Raw genomic sequence first — 17,223 nt, forward strand, 5'->3', positions numbered from 1 at the left:
GGAAGCGATCATGGCTAAACGTACAGACATTAAAAGCATCTTAATTATTGGTGCGGGTCCGATTGTCATCGGGCAAGCATGTGAGTTCGATTACTCAGGTGCGCAAGCATGTAAAGCCCTTCGTGAAGAAGGCTACCGTGTTATTTTGGTGAACTCTAACCCAGCCACCATTATGACTGATCCGACTATGGCAGATGCAACGTATATCGAACCGATTACGTGGCAAACTGTTGCACAAATCATTGAGAAAGAACGCCCAGATGCGGTTCTTCCAACAATGGGTGGTCAAACGGCATTAAACTGTGCATTGGCACTAGATGCCAACGGTATTTTAGAAAAATACAATGTTGAATTGATTGGTGCGACCAAAGAAGCCATCGAAAAAGCGGAAGATCGCAAACTTTTCGATATCGCAATGCGTAAAATTGGTTTGGAATGCCCACGTGCTGATGTTGCAGAAAGCATGGAACATGCGCTTGAAATTCAAGCCCGTTTCGGCTTCCCTGTGATTATCCGCCCATCATTTACGATGGGTGGTTCAGGTGGTGGTATCGCCTATAACAAAGAAGAATTCATTGAAATCTGTGAACGCGGTTTTGATCTTTCTCCAACCAAACAATTATTGATTGATGAATCATTAATTGGCTGGAAAGAATATGAAATGGAAGTTGTTCGTGATAAAAACGACAACTGTATCATTGTATGTACCATTGAAAACTTCGATCCAATGGGTGTGCATACAGGTGACTCCATTACTGTTGCACCTGCACAAACTCTGACAGATAAAGAGTTCCAATTACTGCGTAATGCTTCTTTAGCAGTGCTACGTGAAATTGGTGTAGAGACAGGCGGATCAAACGTTCAGTTCGGTATCAACCCGAAAGATGGCCGTATGGTTGTGATCGAGATGAACCCTCGTGTATCTCGTTCTTCTGCGCTTGCGTCTAAAGCAACAGGTTTCCCTATTGCCAAAATTGCAGCAAAACTTGCAGTGGGTTATACCCTTGATGAATTGAAAAATGACATCACTGGCGGTACAACGCCTGCGTCATTTGAACCTGCAATCGACTATGTTGTAACCAAGATTCCTCGCTTTAACTTCGAGAAATTCCCACAAGCTGATGCAACACTCACTACACAGATGAAATCTGTGGGTGAAGTCATGGCAATTGGTCGTAACTTCCAAGAATCTGTACAAAAGGCACTTCGTGGTCTTGAAGTCGGTGCTTGTGGTTTCGATGAGAAAATTGCGGTGGGTACTGAAGGCGCGAAAGATAAAATCTTGGTAGAGCTTAAAGTGCCAGGTCCTGAGCGTATTTGGTATGTTGCTGACGCATTCCGTCATGGCTTCACATTAGATGAAGTATTTGCTGCAACCAATATCGATCGTTGGTTCTTGATTCAAATCCAAGACATCATTCAGTCTGAAGAGCAAATCAAAACTTTAGGTTTTGGTGATTTGAACGCTGACAATATCCGTGCATTTAAACGTAAAGGTTTATCTGATTTACGTATTGCAGACTTGATGGGCATTTCGCAAAAGCAATTCCGTAAGCACCGTTGGAACTTGGGTGTATACCCTGTTTACAAACGCGTAGATACCTGTGCAGCAGAATTCGAGTCAGATACTGCTTACATGTACTCAACTTATGATGACGAATGTGAAGCAAATCCATCTAACCGTGACAAGATCATGGTGATCGGTGGTGGTCCTAACCGTATTGGTCAAGGGATCGAGTTCGACTATTGCTGTGTTCACGCTGCCCTTGCAATGCGTGAAGATGGTTATGAAACCATTATGGTTAACTGTAACCCTGAAACGGTTTCAACTGACTATGACACATCTGATCGTTTGTACTTCGAGCCGATCACTTTAGAAGACGTTTTAGAAATCGTACGTACAGAAAAACCAAAAGGTATTATCGTACAGTACGGCGGTCAAACACCTTTGAAATTGGCTCGTGCTTTAGAAGAAGCAGGTGCACCAATTATCGGTACGTCTCCAGATGCGATTGACCGTGCAGAAGATCGTGAACGTTTCCAACAGATGATTCAACGTTTAAATCTTCGTCAACCAAGCAACAGCATTGTTAAATCTGCTGAAGAAGGTATGGCTGAAGCATCTAAAGTGGGTTATCCGTTGGTTGTACGTCCATCTTATGTCCTTGGTGGTCGTGCGATGGAAATCGTATACAACGACGACGAACTTAAACGTTACTTGCGTGATGCTGTACAAGCGTCTAACGAAGCACCTGTACTGCTTGACCATTTCCTTGATGATGCAACAGAAGTCGATGTTGACTGTGTATCTGACGGCAAAGATGTGGTGATCGGCGGTATTATGCAGCATATCGAACAAGCAGGTATTCACTCTGGTGACTCAGCATGTTCAATTCCGCCTTACTCTCTTTCTGCAGAGATTCAGGATGAAATGCGTCGTCAAACCGTTGCTATGGCGAAAGAGCTTGGTGTGATTGGCTTGATGAACGTACAGTTTGCTGTTAAAGGCAATGACGTTTATATTCTTGAAGTGAACCCACGTGCGTCTCGTACAGTACCGTTCGTTTCTAAATGTATCGGCGAATCATTAGCAAAAGTTGCAGCACGTTGTATGGCGGGTCAATCTTTAGAATCTCAAGGATTCACAAAAGAAATTATCCCAACGCATTTTGCTGTGAAAGAAGCAGTATTCCCGTTCAACAAATTCCCAGGTGTAGACCCGATCCTTGGACCAGAAATGAAATCTACTGGTGAAGTGATGGGTGTTGGTACAACTTTTGGTGAAGCTTTCTATAAAGCTGTGTTAGGCTCTAATGATCGCTTACCGGGTAAACCAACTGAAGGTGAAGTGAAGCACGTATTTATTTCAGTACGTCATTCAGATAAACCTCGTGCCGCGGGTATTGCGAAACAATTGGTTGATTTAGGCTTCAAAATTATCGCAACTGGCGGTACTTATGATGTCATTAAAGAAGCTGGTATTGAATGTGAACGTGTGAATAAAGTAACAGAAGGTCGCCCAAATATTGTCGACCGCTTGAAAAATGGCGAGATTCACCTCATTATTAATACTACAGAAGGTAAACAAGCTCAGCAGGATTCATTCTCAATCCGTCGCTCTGCGCTTCAAGGTAAAGTGTATTACACAACAACCTTGAATGGTGCTGATGCTGTATGCCAAGCTTTAGCAATTAAATTGCCAATGGATGTATATCGCTTGCAAGATTTGCAAACACTAGGTTAATTCGTTTCCGATAAGTCCCGCCATCTTATCGGTGGCGGGCTTTTTTCATTTTATAAACCTGTATTTTTAAAATACTGAACTGAGGGACAACAATGCAACGTTATCCTATGACTCCTGAAGGCAAGGTCGCCTTAGAGAAAGAATTGCAACAGCTAAAATCTGTTGATCGTCCACGTATTATTGCTGCAATTGCAGAAGCACGTGAACATGGGGATTTAAAAGAAAACGCAGAATACCATGCAGCGCGCGAGCAACAAGGTTTTTGTGAAGGTCGTATTCAAGACATCGAAGGTAAACTTGGTGCTTGCCAAGTAATTGATGTTAAAGGACTTGAACAAACAGGTCGTGTGGTTTTTGGTGTGACAGTAACCATTGAGAATTTGGATACTGAAGAAAAGAAAACCTATAAAATTGTAGGTGATGATGAAGCTGACTTTAAGATCAATAAGATCTCAGTGAACTCACCTATTGCGCGTGGTCTTCTTGGTAAGAATGAAGGCGACGAAGCCAAAATCACCACACCACAGGGTGAAGTGGAATATGAAGTGGTGAGTGTGGAATACATCTAATTCACCTGAGTGAATTGCCACGGAACTCTTCATAAATTGAAGAGTTCTTTTGTTTCAAGCATATGATTTATAAATAGAATAATAATAAATTCAGTAATTAAAGCTCTCCCCTTCTTATTTAAAAACGTATTAAACAACCATTGATCATAAAAACGGAATTTAAGTTAAGAATCATTTGATAATGCTATTGATTATAATTATCATTAACAAAAATAAACATTATGCATATTTAATAGGTATTCCCTTATGCAGCAAGTTGTACGATTCACAAAACATCCACTCTCCCTTGCCTTACACTTGATGCTAAGAGGTACTAAAATTGCCTTACCCGTATTATTACTCTCAGGGCAAGTTGCTCAGGTCATGGCTGAACCAATTGCATCAAGTCATAACGATGTCATAAATGAACAAGTAGAAAAAAGCACCTTACCTACCATTACCGTGATCGCCAATGACGATAAATCGACCTCCTATATAACGAAAAAAATAGCAATCGGAAAAACACCACAATCCCTAAAAGAAACACCGCAGTCAGTTTCAGTAGTTACTCGTCAACGTCTAGATGACCAAAATATTTCCACCATTGATAATGCTATGAAATATGTCACTGGCATCACTGTTGCACGCTATGATGCAGCAGGAAATTACAATGATTTTTATGCCCGTGGTTATGGCAGTGATACCTACCAAATGGATGGCACAACCTTAAGAACCGATTCTAATGGGACTTATCTAGATCTGTCTGTATTTGACCGTATCGAAGTATTACGCGGCGCTTCTGGTATGTTCAGTGGCGCAGGTGAACCAGGGGTTTCTATTAACTTAGTGCGAAAACGGGCGCTGGCTGATTTTGCTTTAACAGGTAAAGTAAGTGCAGGTTCATGGGAAAATTATCGTGGCGAGGCTGATATTACAGGGAAGCTCACTCAAGACGGCGCATTACGTGGCAGATTGGTCACTGCAGTACAAGACTACGATACCTTTATGAATGGGATTGATGGTAATAAAAAACTCGTCTACAGCACATTGGAATATGACATTCAGGACAATACCACGCTTTCCCTAGGTGCAACATATCAAGATATTAATACTGTATTGTCACGTGGTTTACCGTATGGTCCTGATGGAAAGCTACTGAATATTTCACGCAAAACCAGCTTTGTACAGGACTGGAATAAGCAGGACTTGACCAATACAGAATTATTTGCAGAACTGGAACACCATCTCAACAATGATGGACTGATTAAAGCCACTGTTCGTCAAAGCATACGTGACAATCATGCTAAATATAGCGACCCATCTCAGCCAGATGCCAATGGAGACATGTCCAAATTTAGCGCACTGGCATTTAAGCGACAAGATAAAGACTTAAGTGCAGACATATTTTTCAATACCCCTTTCCTGTTTGCTGGACAGACCCATAATTTCCTGATCGGGGCAGATTACCTGAAAGGTCATTCCAAAACCAATTATTCATCTTGGGGAACACCTCTCACAGGTACCATCAATATTTATCATGACAACCAACATCAGTTCGCTGAACCTGATTTTGACTACGATACCAATGTGAGCAAAGATGAAATAGAAAATTATGGTATTTATAGTCAACTCAGAATCAAACCCTTTGAGCATTGGACACTGGTCGGAGGTGGTCGTGTCAGCTGGTGGAAATCGATATCAACCACCTTGCGTGATAATGGTGTAGATAGCACCAATCCTGCAGCTAAATATGATGCAAAAGCAGAGTTTACCCCTTATGCCGCAGTGCTTTTCGACCTAAATCCGAATCTATCTTTCTACACTAGCTATTCGGAAATCTTTAAACCGCAAAATAACTTTACTTATGATCCTGTGACAGGTGGTAAAGGTAAACAAATTGATCCACGTACAGGCACTCAAATTGAAGCTGGGATGAAAGCGGCTTTCTTCGATGAGCGTTTAAACCTTTCTTCGGCTATCTATCAAATCGAAGATAAAAACCGTGCAATAACCGATCTTTCCGCGCCTGAAGGATATTCCGTAGCAGCAGGTAAAGCGCGTAGCCGTGGTTTTGAGATCGAAGCGAATGGGCAGATTACCGATAATTGGCAAATTACAACGGGCTATAGTTTCAATCAAAACAAAAACTTAGATGAACCGGATCTAGAAGGTCAACCTATTAGTACATTCACGCCGAAGCATACTTTTAATTTATGGACCACCTATAAGCTGCCTGCATCTTTAGTCGAGGGTGTAAATGTTGGGCTTGGGGTACGAGCAGTGAGTAGTTACTACGATGGCTCTGGTGCAGAACGTGTGCAACAAAATGGTTATACTTTGGCTTCTGCAAGTCTAGGCTATCAAATCAACCCACGTTATAAGTTTGCAATTAATGTGGATAACCTATTTGATAAAAAATATTATGAGAAGGTTAACTATTGGATTCGTCAGAATATGTATGGTTCACCACGTAGTGTGACTGCCAGTTTAAGCTTTAAATATTAATTGCTTTAGAAATAGACTCAACCAAGGTGAAGTGGAATACGACGTGGTCAATGTTGAATATATTTAACACATACTAGGGCTGATGATTCAGCCCTTTTTATTGGGCTAAATATATAAAATGAATAACAAAAAACGAATCACTTGTATATTCGGTCATCAATCATTGACTAAGACAAACAGACTCAAATATTTTTTTCAAAAACTCAAGATATATAGTCAAACCACCTCATTATTAATACAAGTGAAGGGTGACTATAGATAAAAAAATTTAAAGACAGTCAGATCAGAATAACCCTGCATTCACCTAGAAAATAACACTGATCGCATATCCATTTAATCAACATCAAGCATCATCCATACATCGCTCAGATCTTGCGCCAAGCTAAATAAGATGCCTCAGCCATATAGACACCAAGAAAACTAGCAATTATCACCAACTGTTCAAAGTAAATTGCCATTGTTAAATATTTTCTATGCATTACATTGAGGAAAAATTAAAATTCATTGAGGACGAGGATGAAAGCAGGACGAGCAAGTAAAACTGCTGAAGCGGCAGCAGCAATTAGGGCCAATCACCATTTAAATGCCAACGATCCAGTATTCTCTGACCCTTATGCATTTGAAATGACCAATTCACAATGGCGCTTACTTTTAAATAACGCCCTTCTACGTAAAGTGTTAAATTCCAATTTGTTGAATCAAACTTTTGGTAAATTGACTGGACAAGTGGTGGGGCGTTCTCGTTATACGGAAGATCTTTTAAAGCATGCAATTGAACATGATCATATTCAACAGTATGTATTGGTTGGCGCTGGTCTAGACTCTTTTGTATTACGCTTGGCCCAGCAATACCCTCAACTCAAAATATTTGAAATTGATCATCCTGATACACAAAGAACCAAATTAGAAAAATTACAAAAGCTCAGTAAGGCTGGTGAGCTCCCAAGCAATGTGGAATTTGTCGGGATTGATTTTGAAAAAGAAAAACTGTCTGATGCTTTGGTACGTAGTGGATTTCAAAACACCCAAGCCGCATTTTTTTCATGGCTGGGCACAACCCATTATTTAACCCCACAAGCAACCTTAGCAACCTTACACAACATTGCATCCTTTACTGGAAAAAGTAGCCAAGTCGTGATGGATTATTCGATTGATTATAGAGCCTTACAAGGTATTGAGCGTTTGGGTAGCTTCGCAGTGTCACAGTTTACCCGTTTCTTAAAAGAGCCTTTGATTGGTGCGTTTGCTTCGCAAGCATTGCATCATGCAGTTGAAATGATGGGTTATCAGGTGGTTGAAGATTTATCAGGAAAAGACATTACCCATCGTTACTTTAACCATCGTGCTGATCATATTCGTCATACCCATGCCACGCATTTGATCCATTTAAAAATAGGTTAATACTTAAATACCAGCCAAGGAATAGCTGAAGAATTGAGGTTTAAACCCAATACACTGAATATTTTTTAATTGCTGATCAAGATCTAAGTTCAATCTAAGGTTACAATGCCCGCTCTAGCCTTTGCACTTAAGCTTTTGTACTCCCATGACTGACGCTATTCACTCCCCCGTAAAACACTGGTGCGAATTTGAGTTTATTTCTAAGACTGTGAAAAATCCCAATATTCATATTAAAGGAAATTATTCTTATTATTCGGCATATTGGGATCAGGGATTTGAACGTTGCGTGGTGCGTTATTTGCATGATAAGCCATCAACTGTAGAGAAACCAATTGACCAATTATATATTGGTAACTTTGTTTGTTTTGGGGCGGAATGTGTGATCATGATGGGTGGAAATCAATTACATCGCCCTGACTGGATCTCTACATTTCCTTTTGATACCCGTAGCTTTTTACCCGCTGGGGATACGGTGATTGGCGATGGTTGTTGGATTGGCAGTCGTGCCATGATTATGCAAGGGGTAACACTAGGTGAAGGTGCCATCGTTGCTACAGGTGCCGTCGTCACTCAAGACGTGCCAGCGTATGCAATTGTCGGTGGTGTACCGGCAAAACTCATTAAATATCGGTTTTCTCAGGATCAGATTGAAAAATTACAATCAGTTAAATTGTATGATTTAGATGAGAAGCAGATTTTAAAAATTCGTGAACAATTACAAGGTGATGATATCAATCAATTGATTGAGTTTTTAAAAGCAGCAGAATAATATCCTTGGTATAAGTTAATAATCACACAAAAAGCAAAAAGGGCTAAATATCAATTTAGCCCTTTTTGCAAAGATTAAAATCTTTAGCTATACATCAGAATTTAACACAACATTTTGCTGTGCATTTTTTAACTTTCGTTGTTTCAGATAATAAGCAAGCATCAAACAAAGAATCCAAGCTGGAATCATCATCACTGCAATACGCATATTCTCGGTGAATGACATTACCACCAGAATACCCAACATAAATATAATGCAAAGATAATTACTGAATGGATAAGCAATACTTGGAAACTTGGTGGTCTGCCCTTGTGTTTGCATGGCTTTACGGAACTTTAAATGCGTCCATGAAATAACCACCCAGTTAATCACAATTGCAGCAACCACCAACATCATCAATAAACCAAATGCTTTTTCTGGAAATGCATAATTGAGTAGTACACATAAAACTGTGACAAAAGCTGAAACATAAACCGCATTGGTTGGAATACCACGCTTATTAATATGCTTAAGGAACTTCGGTGCATTACCCTGTTGCGCCAAACCAAGTAACATGCGACTACTACAATAACTGGTCCCGTTATACACCGAAACAGCTGCAGTAAGGATGACAAAATTCAGTAAGGTCGCAACACCATGACTATCCAGTGAAGCAAATACCATTACAAATGGACTACCGCCTTCTGCCATTTGGTTCCATGGAAAAAGTGCAAATAAGATAAACAGTGTTGCAATATAGAAAATCAAAATACGGTAAATAATTTGATTGACTGCTTTAGGCAGAGTTTTATCAGGATCACGCGCTTCTGCTGCGGTAATACCAAATAACTCAATCCCACCAAAGGCAAAAATAATCACAGCCATTGCCATGACTAAACCTTCCACACCAAATGGGAAAAACCCACCCAATGCCCAAAGGTTACTAATGCTTGCCTGTGGCCCTGCTGTACCTGTTGCAAGTAAGTAGGAACCAAAGCCGATCATGGCTAAGATTGCCAAAATTTTGACAATAGAGAACCAAAACTCCATTTCGCCAAAAAATTTAACATGCAATAAGTTGATACCGTTGATTAAAACAAAAAACACCAATGCTGAAATCCAAGTCGGAATTTCAGGCCACCAATATTGAATATAAAGACCAATTGCGCTCAGCTCTGCCATACATACCAAAACATTGAGTACCCAATAATTCCAGCCAGACATAAAACCTGCAAATGAGCCCCAGTATTTGTAAGCAAAGTGACTAAATGAACCACTGACCGGTTCTTGAACCACCATTTCACCTAACTGTCGCATCATTAAAAACGCAATAAATCCAGCAATCGCATAACCGAGTATGACTGAAGGACCTGCAAGCTTAATCGATTGTGAAATACCCAGAAACAATCCTGTACCAATAGCACCACCTAGCGCGATAAGCTGGATGTGCCGATTGCTTAAACCATGTTTCAGGTTTCCTTGCTCATGTTTTGACATATGATTATTCTCATCCTTGTCTCGTAATTTTTGTATTCAAAATTACGTATATCATAAGTTAATCAAAAATGCCTATATCTAATCGAAAAATAATTGATTTACTTTTCTCATAACCGCGCATATAAGCAGAAAATTCAACAAATAACAATTATTATGAATTGTGTAATCAAATTATGTATTGCGTAATCAAATATTTTCAGTATGATAGAAATGATAAGACACCGACAGCTTGCTTGAGTCATTTGAACAAGGCATCTAAATAACTTTATATTTATTTGTTTTTTCAAATACTTAAGAAAATATATTAAAGATTTTGATCACCCCTAACAAAATTAAAGACAAGGAAAGCAAATCATGAGCTCACATTTAACTTGTTTTCTTGAAATCGACTCACAATCAGATTTCACAATACATAATTTGCCCTACGGTATTTTTAGTGAAACACCCCAAGGCACCAAACGAGTAGGTGTTGCCATTGGAAATTGGGTCATAGACCTTGCCCACTTAGAGGCACATGGACTATTAACGATCAATGGACATCAAGATTGTTTTAATCAAGCGACACTGAATAAATTTATAGAAACGGGTAAACACAACTGGCAAAAGGTTCGTACGACATTACAAAGTCTACTCTCTGCTGAAAACCCAACACTTCGTGATGATGTGGTTTTACGCCAAAACGCATTGTTTAAGCAAAATACAGTCACTTTGCACTTACCTATTCAAGTCTCTGGCTATACAGATTTCTACTCGTCCAAAGAACATGCCACCAATGTCGGAACCATGTTTAGAGATCCTAAGAATGCGTTGCTTCCAAACTGGAGCGAACTTCCTGTGGGATATAATGGTCGTGCAAGCTCTGTGATTGTCAGTGGCAAAGATATTGTTCGCCCTTCTGGGCAAATCAAATTACCAGATCAAGAACGCCCTGTTTTCTCAGCAACACGTAAACTCGATTTTGAATTAGAAACCGCCTTTATCGTTGGTAAAGCAACTGAATTGGGTGAGCCTATCGCGATTACAGATGCTTGGGAGCATATTTTTGGTATGGTCTTACTCAATGACTGGTCGGCACGTGATATTCAACAATGGGAATACGTACCATTAGGTCCGTTTAACGCCAAGACTTTTGCAAGTGCAATTTCACCTTGGGTAGTGACCATGCAAGCACTGGAACCATTTAAAGTCAAAGGTCCAGAACAACAGCCTAAACCACTTTGCTATTTAGAAGAAAATATTGCCAACAGCTATGATATTCATCTCAGTATTGAAGTTCAAAGCCCTCAATCAGCACAAGCTGATGTGATTTGCCAGACCAACTTTAAATATATGTATTGGTCAATGGCACAGCAACTCACCCACCACACGATTGCCGGTTGCAATGTCCAAGTCGGTGACTTGATGGGTTCAGGCACAATTTCAGGCCCTACAGAAGATGCTTATGGTAGTTTGCTTGAACTGACATGGAATACCACCAAACCGCTCACCCTCTCGAATGGCGAAAAACGTGGTTTCTTACAAGATGGTGACCGTGTTGTGATGAAAGGCTATTGTGAAAAAGCAGGGATCCGAGTGGGCTTTGGTGAGGTTGCCAATAGTATTTTGCCAGCTCGCCAGTTTAACTTTCATCAAACAGAAGACTTGAGCTATGAAACTGTATAGTTATTTTCGTAGCTCTGCAGCTTATCGGGTTCGAATTGCACTGAACCTCAAACAACTGAGTTATGAAATACAGCCCGTGCATTTGGTCAAGAATGAGCAACTGCTAGAGCGTTACCAAGCACTTAATCCAAGTCAGTGTGTTCCAACTTTAGTGGATGAAGATCAAAGCTTTTTACAGTCACTCAGTATTTTGGAATATCTGGAAGAACGTTATCCAGCAATTTCATTGTTGCCTGACAATATCGTCACGCGCAGTAAAGTACGTGCTTTTGCACAAGCGATCGCCTGCGATATTCATCCGTTAAATAATTTAAGAGTCTTAAAGTATTTACAAAATGATCTCAGTCTCAGTGACGAGCAAAAAAAACACTGGTACCAGCACTGGATTGTAGAGGGCTTTAACAGCTTAGAAGCCCAACTACAAGATTCAAATGGGCAATTCTGTTTTGGTACACAACCGACATTTGCAGACTGTTGTTTGATTCCTCAAGTCTATAACGCCAAACGCTTTAAAATTGATTTAAGCGCTTTTGCAAAGATTGAGTCGATTAGTCAACACTGTTTAACCCTTCCTGCCTTCTTCAATGCAGCCCCAGAACAACAACCAGATTGGGAATAAAGATAAAGGAGTTTTATCATGAGCTTTGCGATTAAAAAAATTCACCATGTGGCTTATCGTTGTAAAGATGCCAAAGAAACCGTGGAATGGTATAAAAAAATGCTCAATATGGATTTTATTTTGGCCTTTGCTGAAGACCATGTGCCTTCGACCAAAGCCTTTGATCCGTATATGCATTTATTCTTAGATGCTGGACAAGGCAATGTATTGGCATTTTTTGAACTGCCTACTCAACCCGATATGGGGCGTGATGAAAATACCCCTCAATGGGTTCAACATATCGCATTTGAAGTCGAAGACCTCGATACGTTATTGATTGCAAAAGAACATCTTGAAACACATGGTGTTAAAGTTCTTGGTGTCACCAACCACGGCATTTTCCACTCGATTTATTTCTTTGACCCCAATGGTCATCGTTTAGAACTGACCTATAACGATGTGCATGCAGATGCAAAAATCGCACGAATTACCGAAGAAATGAAATTAGAAATGCTAGATGAGTGGAGCCGTACCAAACGTGCGCCTCAGCATACTCACTTTTTGCATGAAGACGAGTTGGGAGCATAACCATGCTCAGTTGAGTATGTCTGGGTGCCAAAGCCAACTTAGTACTTACTAAGTTTATTAATCGAATGATTCGTGATTTGGCATCCTAGATCTAGTTGAACACGATATTAAGCAGCATTAACAGCACACAATGCTAGTTTTGCTGAATCTTAAGCAATAACAGCAATCAGCATTTAAAATATTGCTGTGAGACAATTGTGGATCTAATCGGTATTGAAGCGTTGTGACTCCAATACCGATTTTTATCGGCTTAACTTTAATGGTCTAGATCTTTTGATGATGTCCTGTTGTTTAATAAATCATATGCAGCACTTCAAAAACAATTGTATGCTGATAACATTCACTGAGGCTCTTTTGAGATTTCATTTAAAAAGATAAGTTCTATTTTGTACAATGCTCAGGCACTATGTGTTAAATATGTAAATCAAATATCGACAGCACATCAACACTGCTAGATCGTATACAGATTAAGGGTTATTCAATGATTGAAGAAAAGTTGTCTGGTGGGGTTCAATCACTTGAGGTGGGCTTAGCCGTTCTCAATGCCCTTTTGGAACATAATAAGCCGATTATTTTAAAAGAGTTGTCGAGTAAACTTGATATGCATCCAGCCAAGGTACATCGTTATCTTGTCAGTTTGATTCGGATGAATTATGCAAAACAACTTGAGGGTGGTCAGTATGCGCTTGGTGATCAAGCTTGGCGTTTAGGTTTAAACTGTATCCAACACACCGATGTTTTACAGCTTGTTCAGCACCTTATTTATGAATTACAAAGTAAAATTGGTTGCGGGATTCAAATCAGCAAATGGTCACCTAAAGGCCCATTAGTTGTACAGTCGATTGAATCAAATCATCCGATTTCAATTGTGACCAAAGTCGGTTCGATCATGCCTTTAGTAAATTCAGCTGCTGGGCGGGTTTTTGCCTCCTATTTACCCGAAGCGCTAATCAAACCATTGATGCACTCTGAATGGGAAAAAGCAACGCTGAACCATAGTCAAGTCAAACCCACCAATTGGGACGAATTTCTTGTTTTAAAAGAAAATACTTTACAACAAGGTATGGCAATTGCCCAAGGTGACTTACTTGTTGGTATCAATGCTGTGGGTTTACCTATTTTCAACGCTCATCTTGCAATGGAATTTTGTATTGTTGCATTAGACAGTGAAATGTTTTTACCAGTCAACGCGGGTAGTGAAAAACTTGAACTATTTAAACGTGAAGTTGCTGCGATGAATCAATACATACAAACACGTTAATTTTTTAGTGAAAGATCGCAAAAAGCCAAGAATTAAATTCTTGGCTTTTTGTATTGAGTACGATTTTGTTATTTGGCTTCTAATACGCCACGGCGGATTTGGTCACGTTCGATTGATTCAAACAATGCCTTAAAGTTGCCCTCACCAAAACCATCGTCGTCTTTACGTTGAATAAATTCAAAGAATACAGGTCCAAGCATATTTTCAGAGAAAATCTGTAATAACAGTTTCTTCTGACCGTCTTTGGTATTGCCATCTAACAGAATACCGCGCTTTTGCAACTCTTCTGTCGGCTCACCATGATCAGGCAGACGATCTTTTAACATTTCATAATAAGTTTCAGGAGGTGCCGTCATAAACTTCAGCCCTAAACCTTTTAACTTATCCCATGTTGAAATTAAGTCATCGGTAATAAAAGCAATATGTTGAATGCCTTCTCCGTTAAAGTCAGCCAAAAACTCGGCGATTTGTCCATTGCCTTTGTCTGAGTCTTCATTCAAAGGAATACGAATCATCCCATCAGGTGCAGTCAGCGCCTTAGAAGTTAAACCCGTATATTCACCTTTGATATCGAAATAGCGAATTTCTTGGAAGTTAAAGATTTTTTCATAGAAATTTGCCCAATAATCCATGCGTCCTTTATAGACATTATGGGTTAAATGATCAATTTCATTTAAACCAGCTCCACGTGGATTTCGATTTTCGTCATCAAAGAATACAAAATCATTTTCATAAATATCACGATCGACCAAGAAAATTGGCATACCGCCTATTCCTTTAATCGCTGGGATATTTAATTCCATTGGTCCTGCTTGCGAATACATTGGCTCTGCGCCAAGTTCAATTGCATTTTTAAAAGCTTTAGCTGCATCACGCGTTCTAAAACCCATTGCACATGCTGATGGGCCATGTTCTTTAAAGAAGAATGATGCATAAGATTCAGGTTGATAATTCAAGATAATATTAATATTACCCTGACGCCATAAATAAACTTTTTTTGATTTATGCTTTGCGACTTTAGCAAAACCAATTGCTTCAAAGATTTGATCTAATCCATTTTCCGTCGAAACAAACTCAATAAATGCAAAGCCACATAGTTCTAATGGGTTATCTAAAATATCCATCTAGTTTCCCTTATTTGAATAAATTCATCCGTTTTTTAATGCCGAGAAAAGATCACAGGTATTTAGGTCAATCAACAAAATATCCTGATTTGAACTCTTCCTTTCCATAATTTAGTCCATGTAAAGCGCTAACCTTAAGCTGCATTTACACTGACGCTTAACTCTAAATTTATCCTACAAGAAAGCTTAAATTTATGCAATACATAATCAAATTATGTTATGTGTAATTTTTATTTCTTGTTCTAATAACCTCGAGCATACTATTCTCGCGCAAATAGCATTACATTATTATGAGACTTTTCTACTAGCTTTGATGTTTCAGGTTGAAAAGCGTCCCAACTTAAATCGTTATTTATCGTCCTTTAAAATTTGGCTTATCTTTCATTAAAAAAGCGCGAACACCTTCTAAAAAATCTGCTGACTGCCCTGCCTGTCTTTGCAAATCCTGCTCAACTTTAACTTGGCTAGTAAAATCATTTTGCATGCTGACCCGCATCGCTTGTTTAATCAAGGCAAAACTCAGGCTGGCTTGGGTTGCCAAATACTCGGCTAAAGTAACAACCTCTATCTGTAACTGATCATCTTCTACCACTTTATAAATCATTCCCAATCGTTCCGCTTCATCTGCACTGATTTTTTCGGCAGTCAGCATCAACGCTTTGGCTTTGGCAAAGCCGATCATACGCGGCAATAACCAAGTTGCACCACAGTCTGGAATTAAGCCAATTTTGCTAAAAATTTGTGAAAAGCTTGCAGACTTTGCCGCAATCACGATATCACATAACAAGACCAGGCTCGCTCCCGCACCAGCTGCAACGCCATTTACAGCACAGATAATCACTTTTGGTAGTGTATTGATGAGCGCTAATAAGGGATTAAAGTATTTTTCCAAGACCAAACCCAAGTCTATAGCACCACCACCAAATAAATCTGGGCTTATCGCCTGACCTGCACAAAATGCTTTTCCAATCGCAGCAATCACAATAATGCGGATTTCGGTATCATCTTTCCATTGTGTTAAGACCTCTACAATTTCAAGGCACATTTGCGGTGTAAAGCTATTGAATTGTTCAGGCCGATTTAAGCTCAAATATCCAACTGCATTTTTTTCTTCGACGATAATTGTTTGATATTCCATTGTCTTTTCCTTTTAATCCATGGTTTAAATTGTAATGTCCTATTATTTTCAGTATTTATATTTAAAACATTTTAAAGGAAGAACTGGATTTACAATTTGCCAATTGTTTCATTCAGCCTCTATATTTTCTCAATTGTGTATGGCTTTTGTTTAAACAATTTAAAGCTTTATTTTGATCATGCTTGATTGCATCTCGATCTTTATTTTATTGATTGATTTATCTTTTTATTCAGCTGCATTTGCAAGTAAAAAAACGATGTAACTTGATGCCAATGCTTTTAATTAAATTTATGATATTTATATGAATTATCCCTACACATTTACTCGGTTTTATTCATCTCATATTCACGTTATGATGACTCTATAGACTTAGAATTGTAATAAATATTCAACTCAGCTTTTCGGTAAAATAAGGAAAATAGACATGGCTTATCAAAATATCCTCGTTCCTGTTGATGGTTCAGAAACCTCATTATCTGTTGTGAAACATGCAGTTGAATTTGCCAAAGCATTTAACAGTAAAATCACGGTTGTACAGGTGATGACTTTAGACCCTTATATTGCATCAGAATATTTGGCGCATGGTCAAAGCAATATGCTGATTGAGCGTGCTCGTGAATTTATTCAATCCAATATCAATGTGGCAAAAGATCAATTTGCCGCAGAAGGCGTGCAAGTTGAAACACGTTTACTCGAAGGCGAAAATATTGCACATACTTTAAATCAAGCTGTGCAGGATTTAAAAATTGATTTGGTCATTCTCAGTTCACATGGTCGTACCGGACTGAAAAAAATTATTATGGGCAGCGTAGCGCAAAGCTTATTAACTGAATTACAAATCCCTGTTTTAGTAATTAAATAACTTTCACCTTTTGTTTTAAACATTCCTCACTATCTTTATAGTGAGGA

13 protein-coding genes are annotated in these 17,223 nt (G+C 39.2%); 10 read left to right on the plus strand and 3 right to left on the minus strand.

What is annotated here, in order from left to right; all coding sequences use genetic code 11:
* Window positions 1–10 precede the first annotated feature (10 nt).
* The 5 genes from carB (at window position 11) to GJV03_RS00455 (ending at window position 8,467) form a co-directional block, all read left to right on the plus strand.
* Window positions 11–3,244: a carbamoyl-phosphate synthase large subunit gene (carB, locus tag GJV03_RS00435; protein WP_151801998.1), complete on the plus strand. Its 3,234-nt coding sequence runs from the start codon at window positions 11–13 to the stop codon at window positions 3,242–3,244.
* A 92-nt stretch (window positions 3,245–3,336) separates the two neighbouring features.
* A complete protein-coding gene (gene greA / locus GJV03_RS00440; RefSeq protein ID WP_004717337.1) occupies window positions 3,337–3,813 on the plus strand; it encodes a transcription elongation factor GreA in 477 nt (158 codons plus the stop codon).
* A 246-nt stretch (window positions 3,814–4,059) separates the two neighbouring features.
* Window positions 4,060–6,297 carry a TonB-dependent siderophore receptor gene (locus GJV03_RS00445; RefSeq protein ID WP_154129214.1) on the plus strand — a complete coding sequence of 746 codons (2,238 nt, stop codon included), beginning with the start codon at window positions 4,060–4,062 and terminating at the stop codon, window positions 6,295–6,297.
* Window positions 6,298–6,813: 516 nt separating this feature from the next.
* Complete coding sequence (locus tag GJV03_RS00450; RefSeq protein WP_154129215.1) at window positions 6,814–7,698, plus strand: class I SAM-dependent methyltransferase; 885 nt, start codon at window positions 6,814–6,816, stop codon at window positions 7,696–7,698.
* Window positions 7,699–7,843: 145 nt separating this feature from the next.
* A complete protein-coding gene (locus tag GJV03_RS00455) occupies window positions 7,844–8,467 on the plus strand; it encodes a CatB-related O-acetyltransferase (protein WP_154129216.1) in 624 nt (207 codons plus the stop codon).
* A gap of 87 nt (window positions 8,468–8,554) precedes the next feature.
* On the opposite strand, the gene GJV03_RS00460 is transcribed toward GJV03_RS00455, so the two are convergent.
* On the minus strand, window positions 8,555–9,943 hold the full coding sequence (locus tag GJV03_RS00460; RefSeq protein ID WP_004823234.1) for an amino acid permease: 1,389 nt from the start codon (window positions 9,941–9,943) through the stop codon (window positions 8,555–8,557).
* Window positions 9,944–10,297: 354 nt separating this feature from the next.
* Between GJV03_RS00460 and fahA the strand changes: the two genes are divergently transcribed.
* The 4 genes from fahA (at window position 10,298) to GJV03_RS00480 (ending at window position 14,052) form a co-directional block, all read left to right on the plus strand.
* Complete coding sequence (gene fahA, locus GJV03_RS00465; RefSeq protein WP_154129217.1) at window positions 10,298–11,605, plus strand: fumarylacetoacetase; 1,308 nt, start codon at window positions 10,298–10,300, stop codon at window positions 11,603–11,605.
* The gene (maiA, locus tag GJV03_RS00470; protein ID WP_154129218.1) at window positions 11,592–12,224 is read left to right on the plus strand and encodes a maleylacetoacetate isomerase; all 633 of its coding nucleotides are present in this window, start codon (window positions 11,592–11,594) and stop codon (window positions 12,222–12,224) included. Before fahA ends, maiA begins: the two co-directional genes overlap by 14 nt.
* Before the next feature lie 18 nt (window positions 12,225–12,242).
* On the plus strand, window positions 12,243–12,791 hold the full coding sequence (locus GJV03_RS00475) for a VOC family protein (protein ID WP_004717353.1): 549 nt from the start codon (window positions 12,243–12,245) through the stop codon (window positions 12,789–12,791).
* Window positions 12,792–13,272: 481 nt separating this feature from the next.
* Window positions 13,273–14,052, plus strand: a complete 780-nt coding sequence (locus tag GJV03_RS00480; RefSeq protein WP_056518097.1) for an IclR family transcriptional regulator — start codon at window positions 13,273–13,275, stop codon at window positions 14,050–14,052.
* A gap of 68 nt (window positions 14,053–14,120) precedes the next feature.
* On the opposite strand, the gene hppD is transcribed toward GJV03_RS00480, so the two are convergent.
* Together hppD and GJV03_RS00490 are read right to left on the minus strand one after the other, a co-directional pair.
* Entirely contained in the window at window positions 14,121–15,176 is a 1,056-nt protein-coding gene (gene hppD / locus GJV03_RS00485; RefSeq protein WP_004717360.1) for a 4-hydroxyphenylpyruvate dioxygenase, read from the minus strand.
* A 352-nt stretch (window positions 15,177–15,528) separates the two neighbouring features.
* Window positions 15,529–16,314, minus strand: a complete 786-nt coding sequence (locus tag GJV03_RS00490) for an enoyl-CoA hydratase-related protein (RefSeq protein ID WP_151956207.1) — start codon at window positions 16,312–16,314, stop codon at window positions 15,529–15,531.
* 424 nt (window positions 16,315–16,738) lie between these two features.
* On the opposite strand from GJV03_RS00490, the gene GJV03_RS00495 reads away from it, so the two are divergent.
* Window positions 16,739–17,176, plus strand: a complete 438-nt coding sequence (locus GJV03_RS00495; protein ID WP_004717364.1) for a universal stress protein — start codon at window positions 16,739–16,741, stop codon at window positions 17,174–17,176.
* Window positions 17,177–17,223: the final 47 nt, after the last annotated feature.

The sequence above is a fragment of the Acinetobacter sp. RIT698 genome (assembly GCF_009668065.1).
GTDB lineage: Bacteria > Pseudomonadota > Gammaproteobacteria > Pseudomonadales > Moraxellaceae > Acinetobacter > Acinetobacter guillouiae.

Excerpts from the sequence above, each read along its gene's own strand:
- carB (WP_151801998.1), top strand. The coding sequence starts at position 11 with ATGGCTAAACGTACAGACATTAAAAGCATCTTAATTATTGGTGCGGGT.
- greA (WP_004717337.1), top strand. The coding sequence starts at position 3,337 with ATGCAACGTTATCCTATGACTCCTGAAGGCAAGGTCGCCTTAGAGAAA.
- GJV03_RS00445 (WP_154129214.1), top strand. The coding sequence starts at position 4,060 with ATGCAGCAAGTTGTACGATTCACAAAACATCCACTCTCCCTTGCCTTA.
- GJV03_RS00450 (WP_154129215.1), top strand. The coding sequence starts at position 6,814 with ATGAAAGCAGGACGAGCAAGTAAAACTGCTGAAGCGGCAGCAGCAATT.
- GJV03_RS00455 (WP_154129216.1), top strand. The coding sequence starts at position 7,844 with ATGACTGACGCTATTCACTCCCCCGTAAAACACTGGTGCGAATTTGAG.
- GJV03_RS00460 (WP_004823234.1), bottom strand. The coding sequence starts at position 9,943 with ATGTCAAAACATGAGCAAGGAAACCTGAAACATGGTTTAAGCAATCGG.
- fahA (WP_154129217.1), top strand. The coding sequence starts at position 10,298 with ATGAGCTCACATTTAACTTGTTTTCTTGAAATCGACTCACAATCAGAT.
- maiA (WP_154129218.1), top strand. The coding sequence starts at position 11,592 with ATGAAACTGTATAGTTATTTTCGTAGCTCTGCAGCTTATCGGGTTCGA.
- GJV03_RS00475 (WP_004717353.1), top strand. The coding sequence starts at position 12,243 with ATGAGCTTTGCGATTAAAAAAATTCACCATGTGGCTTATCGTTGTAAA.
- GJV03_RS00480 (WP_056518097.1), top strand. The coding sequence starts at position 13,273 with ATGATTGAAGAAAAGTTGTCTGGTGGGGTTCAATCACTTGAGGTGGGC.
- hppD (WP_004717360.1), bottom strand. The coding sequence starts at position 15,176 with ATGGATATTTTAGATAACCCATTAGAACTATGTGGCTTTGCATTTATT.
- GJV03_RS00490 (WP_151956207.1), bottom strand. The coding sequence starts at position 16,314 with ATGGAATATCAAACAATTATCGTCGAAGAAAAAAATGCAGTTGGATAT.
- GJV03_RS00495 (WP_004717364.1), top strand. The coding sequence starts at position 16,739 with ATGGCTTATCAAAATATCCTCGTTCCTGTTGATGGTTCAGAAACCTCA.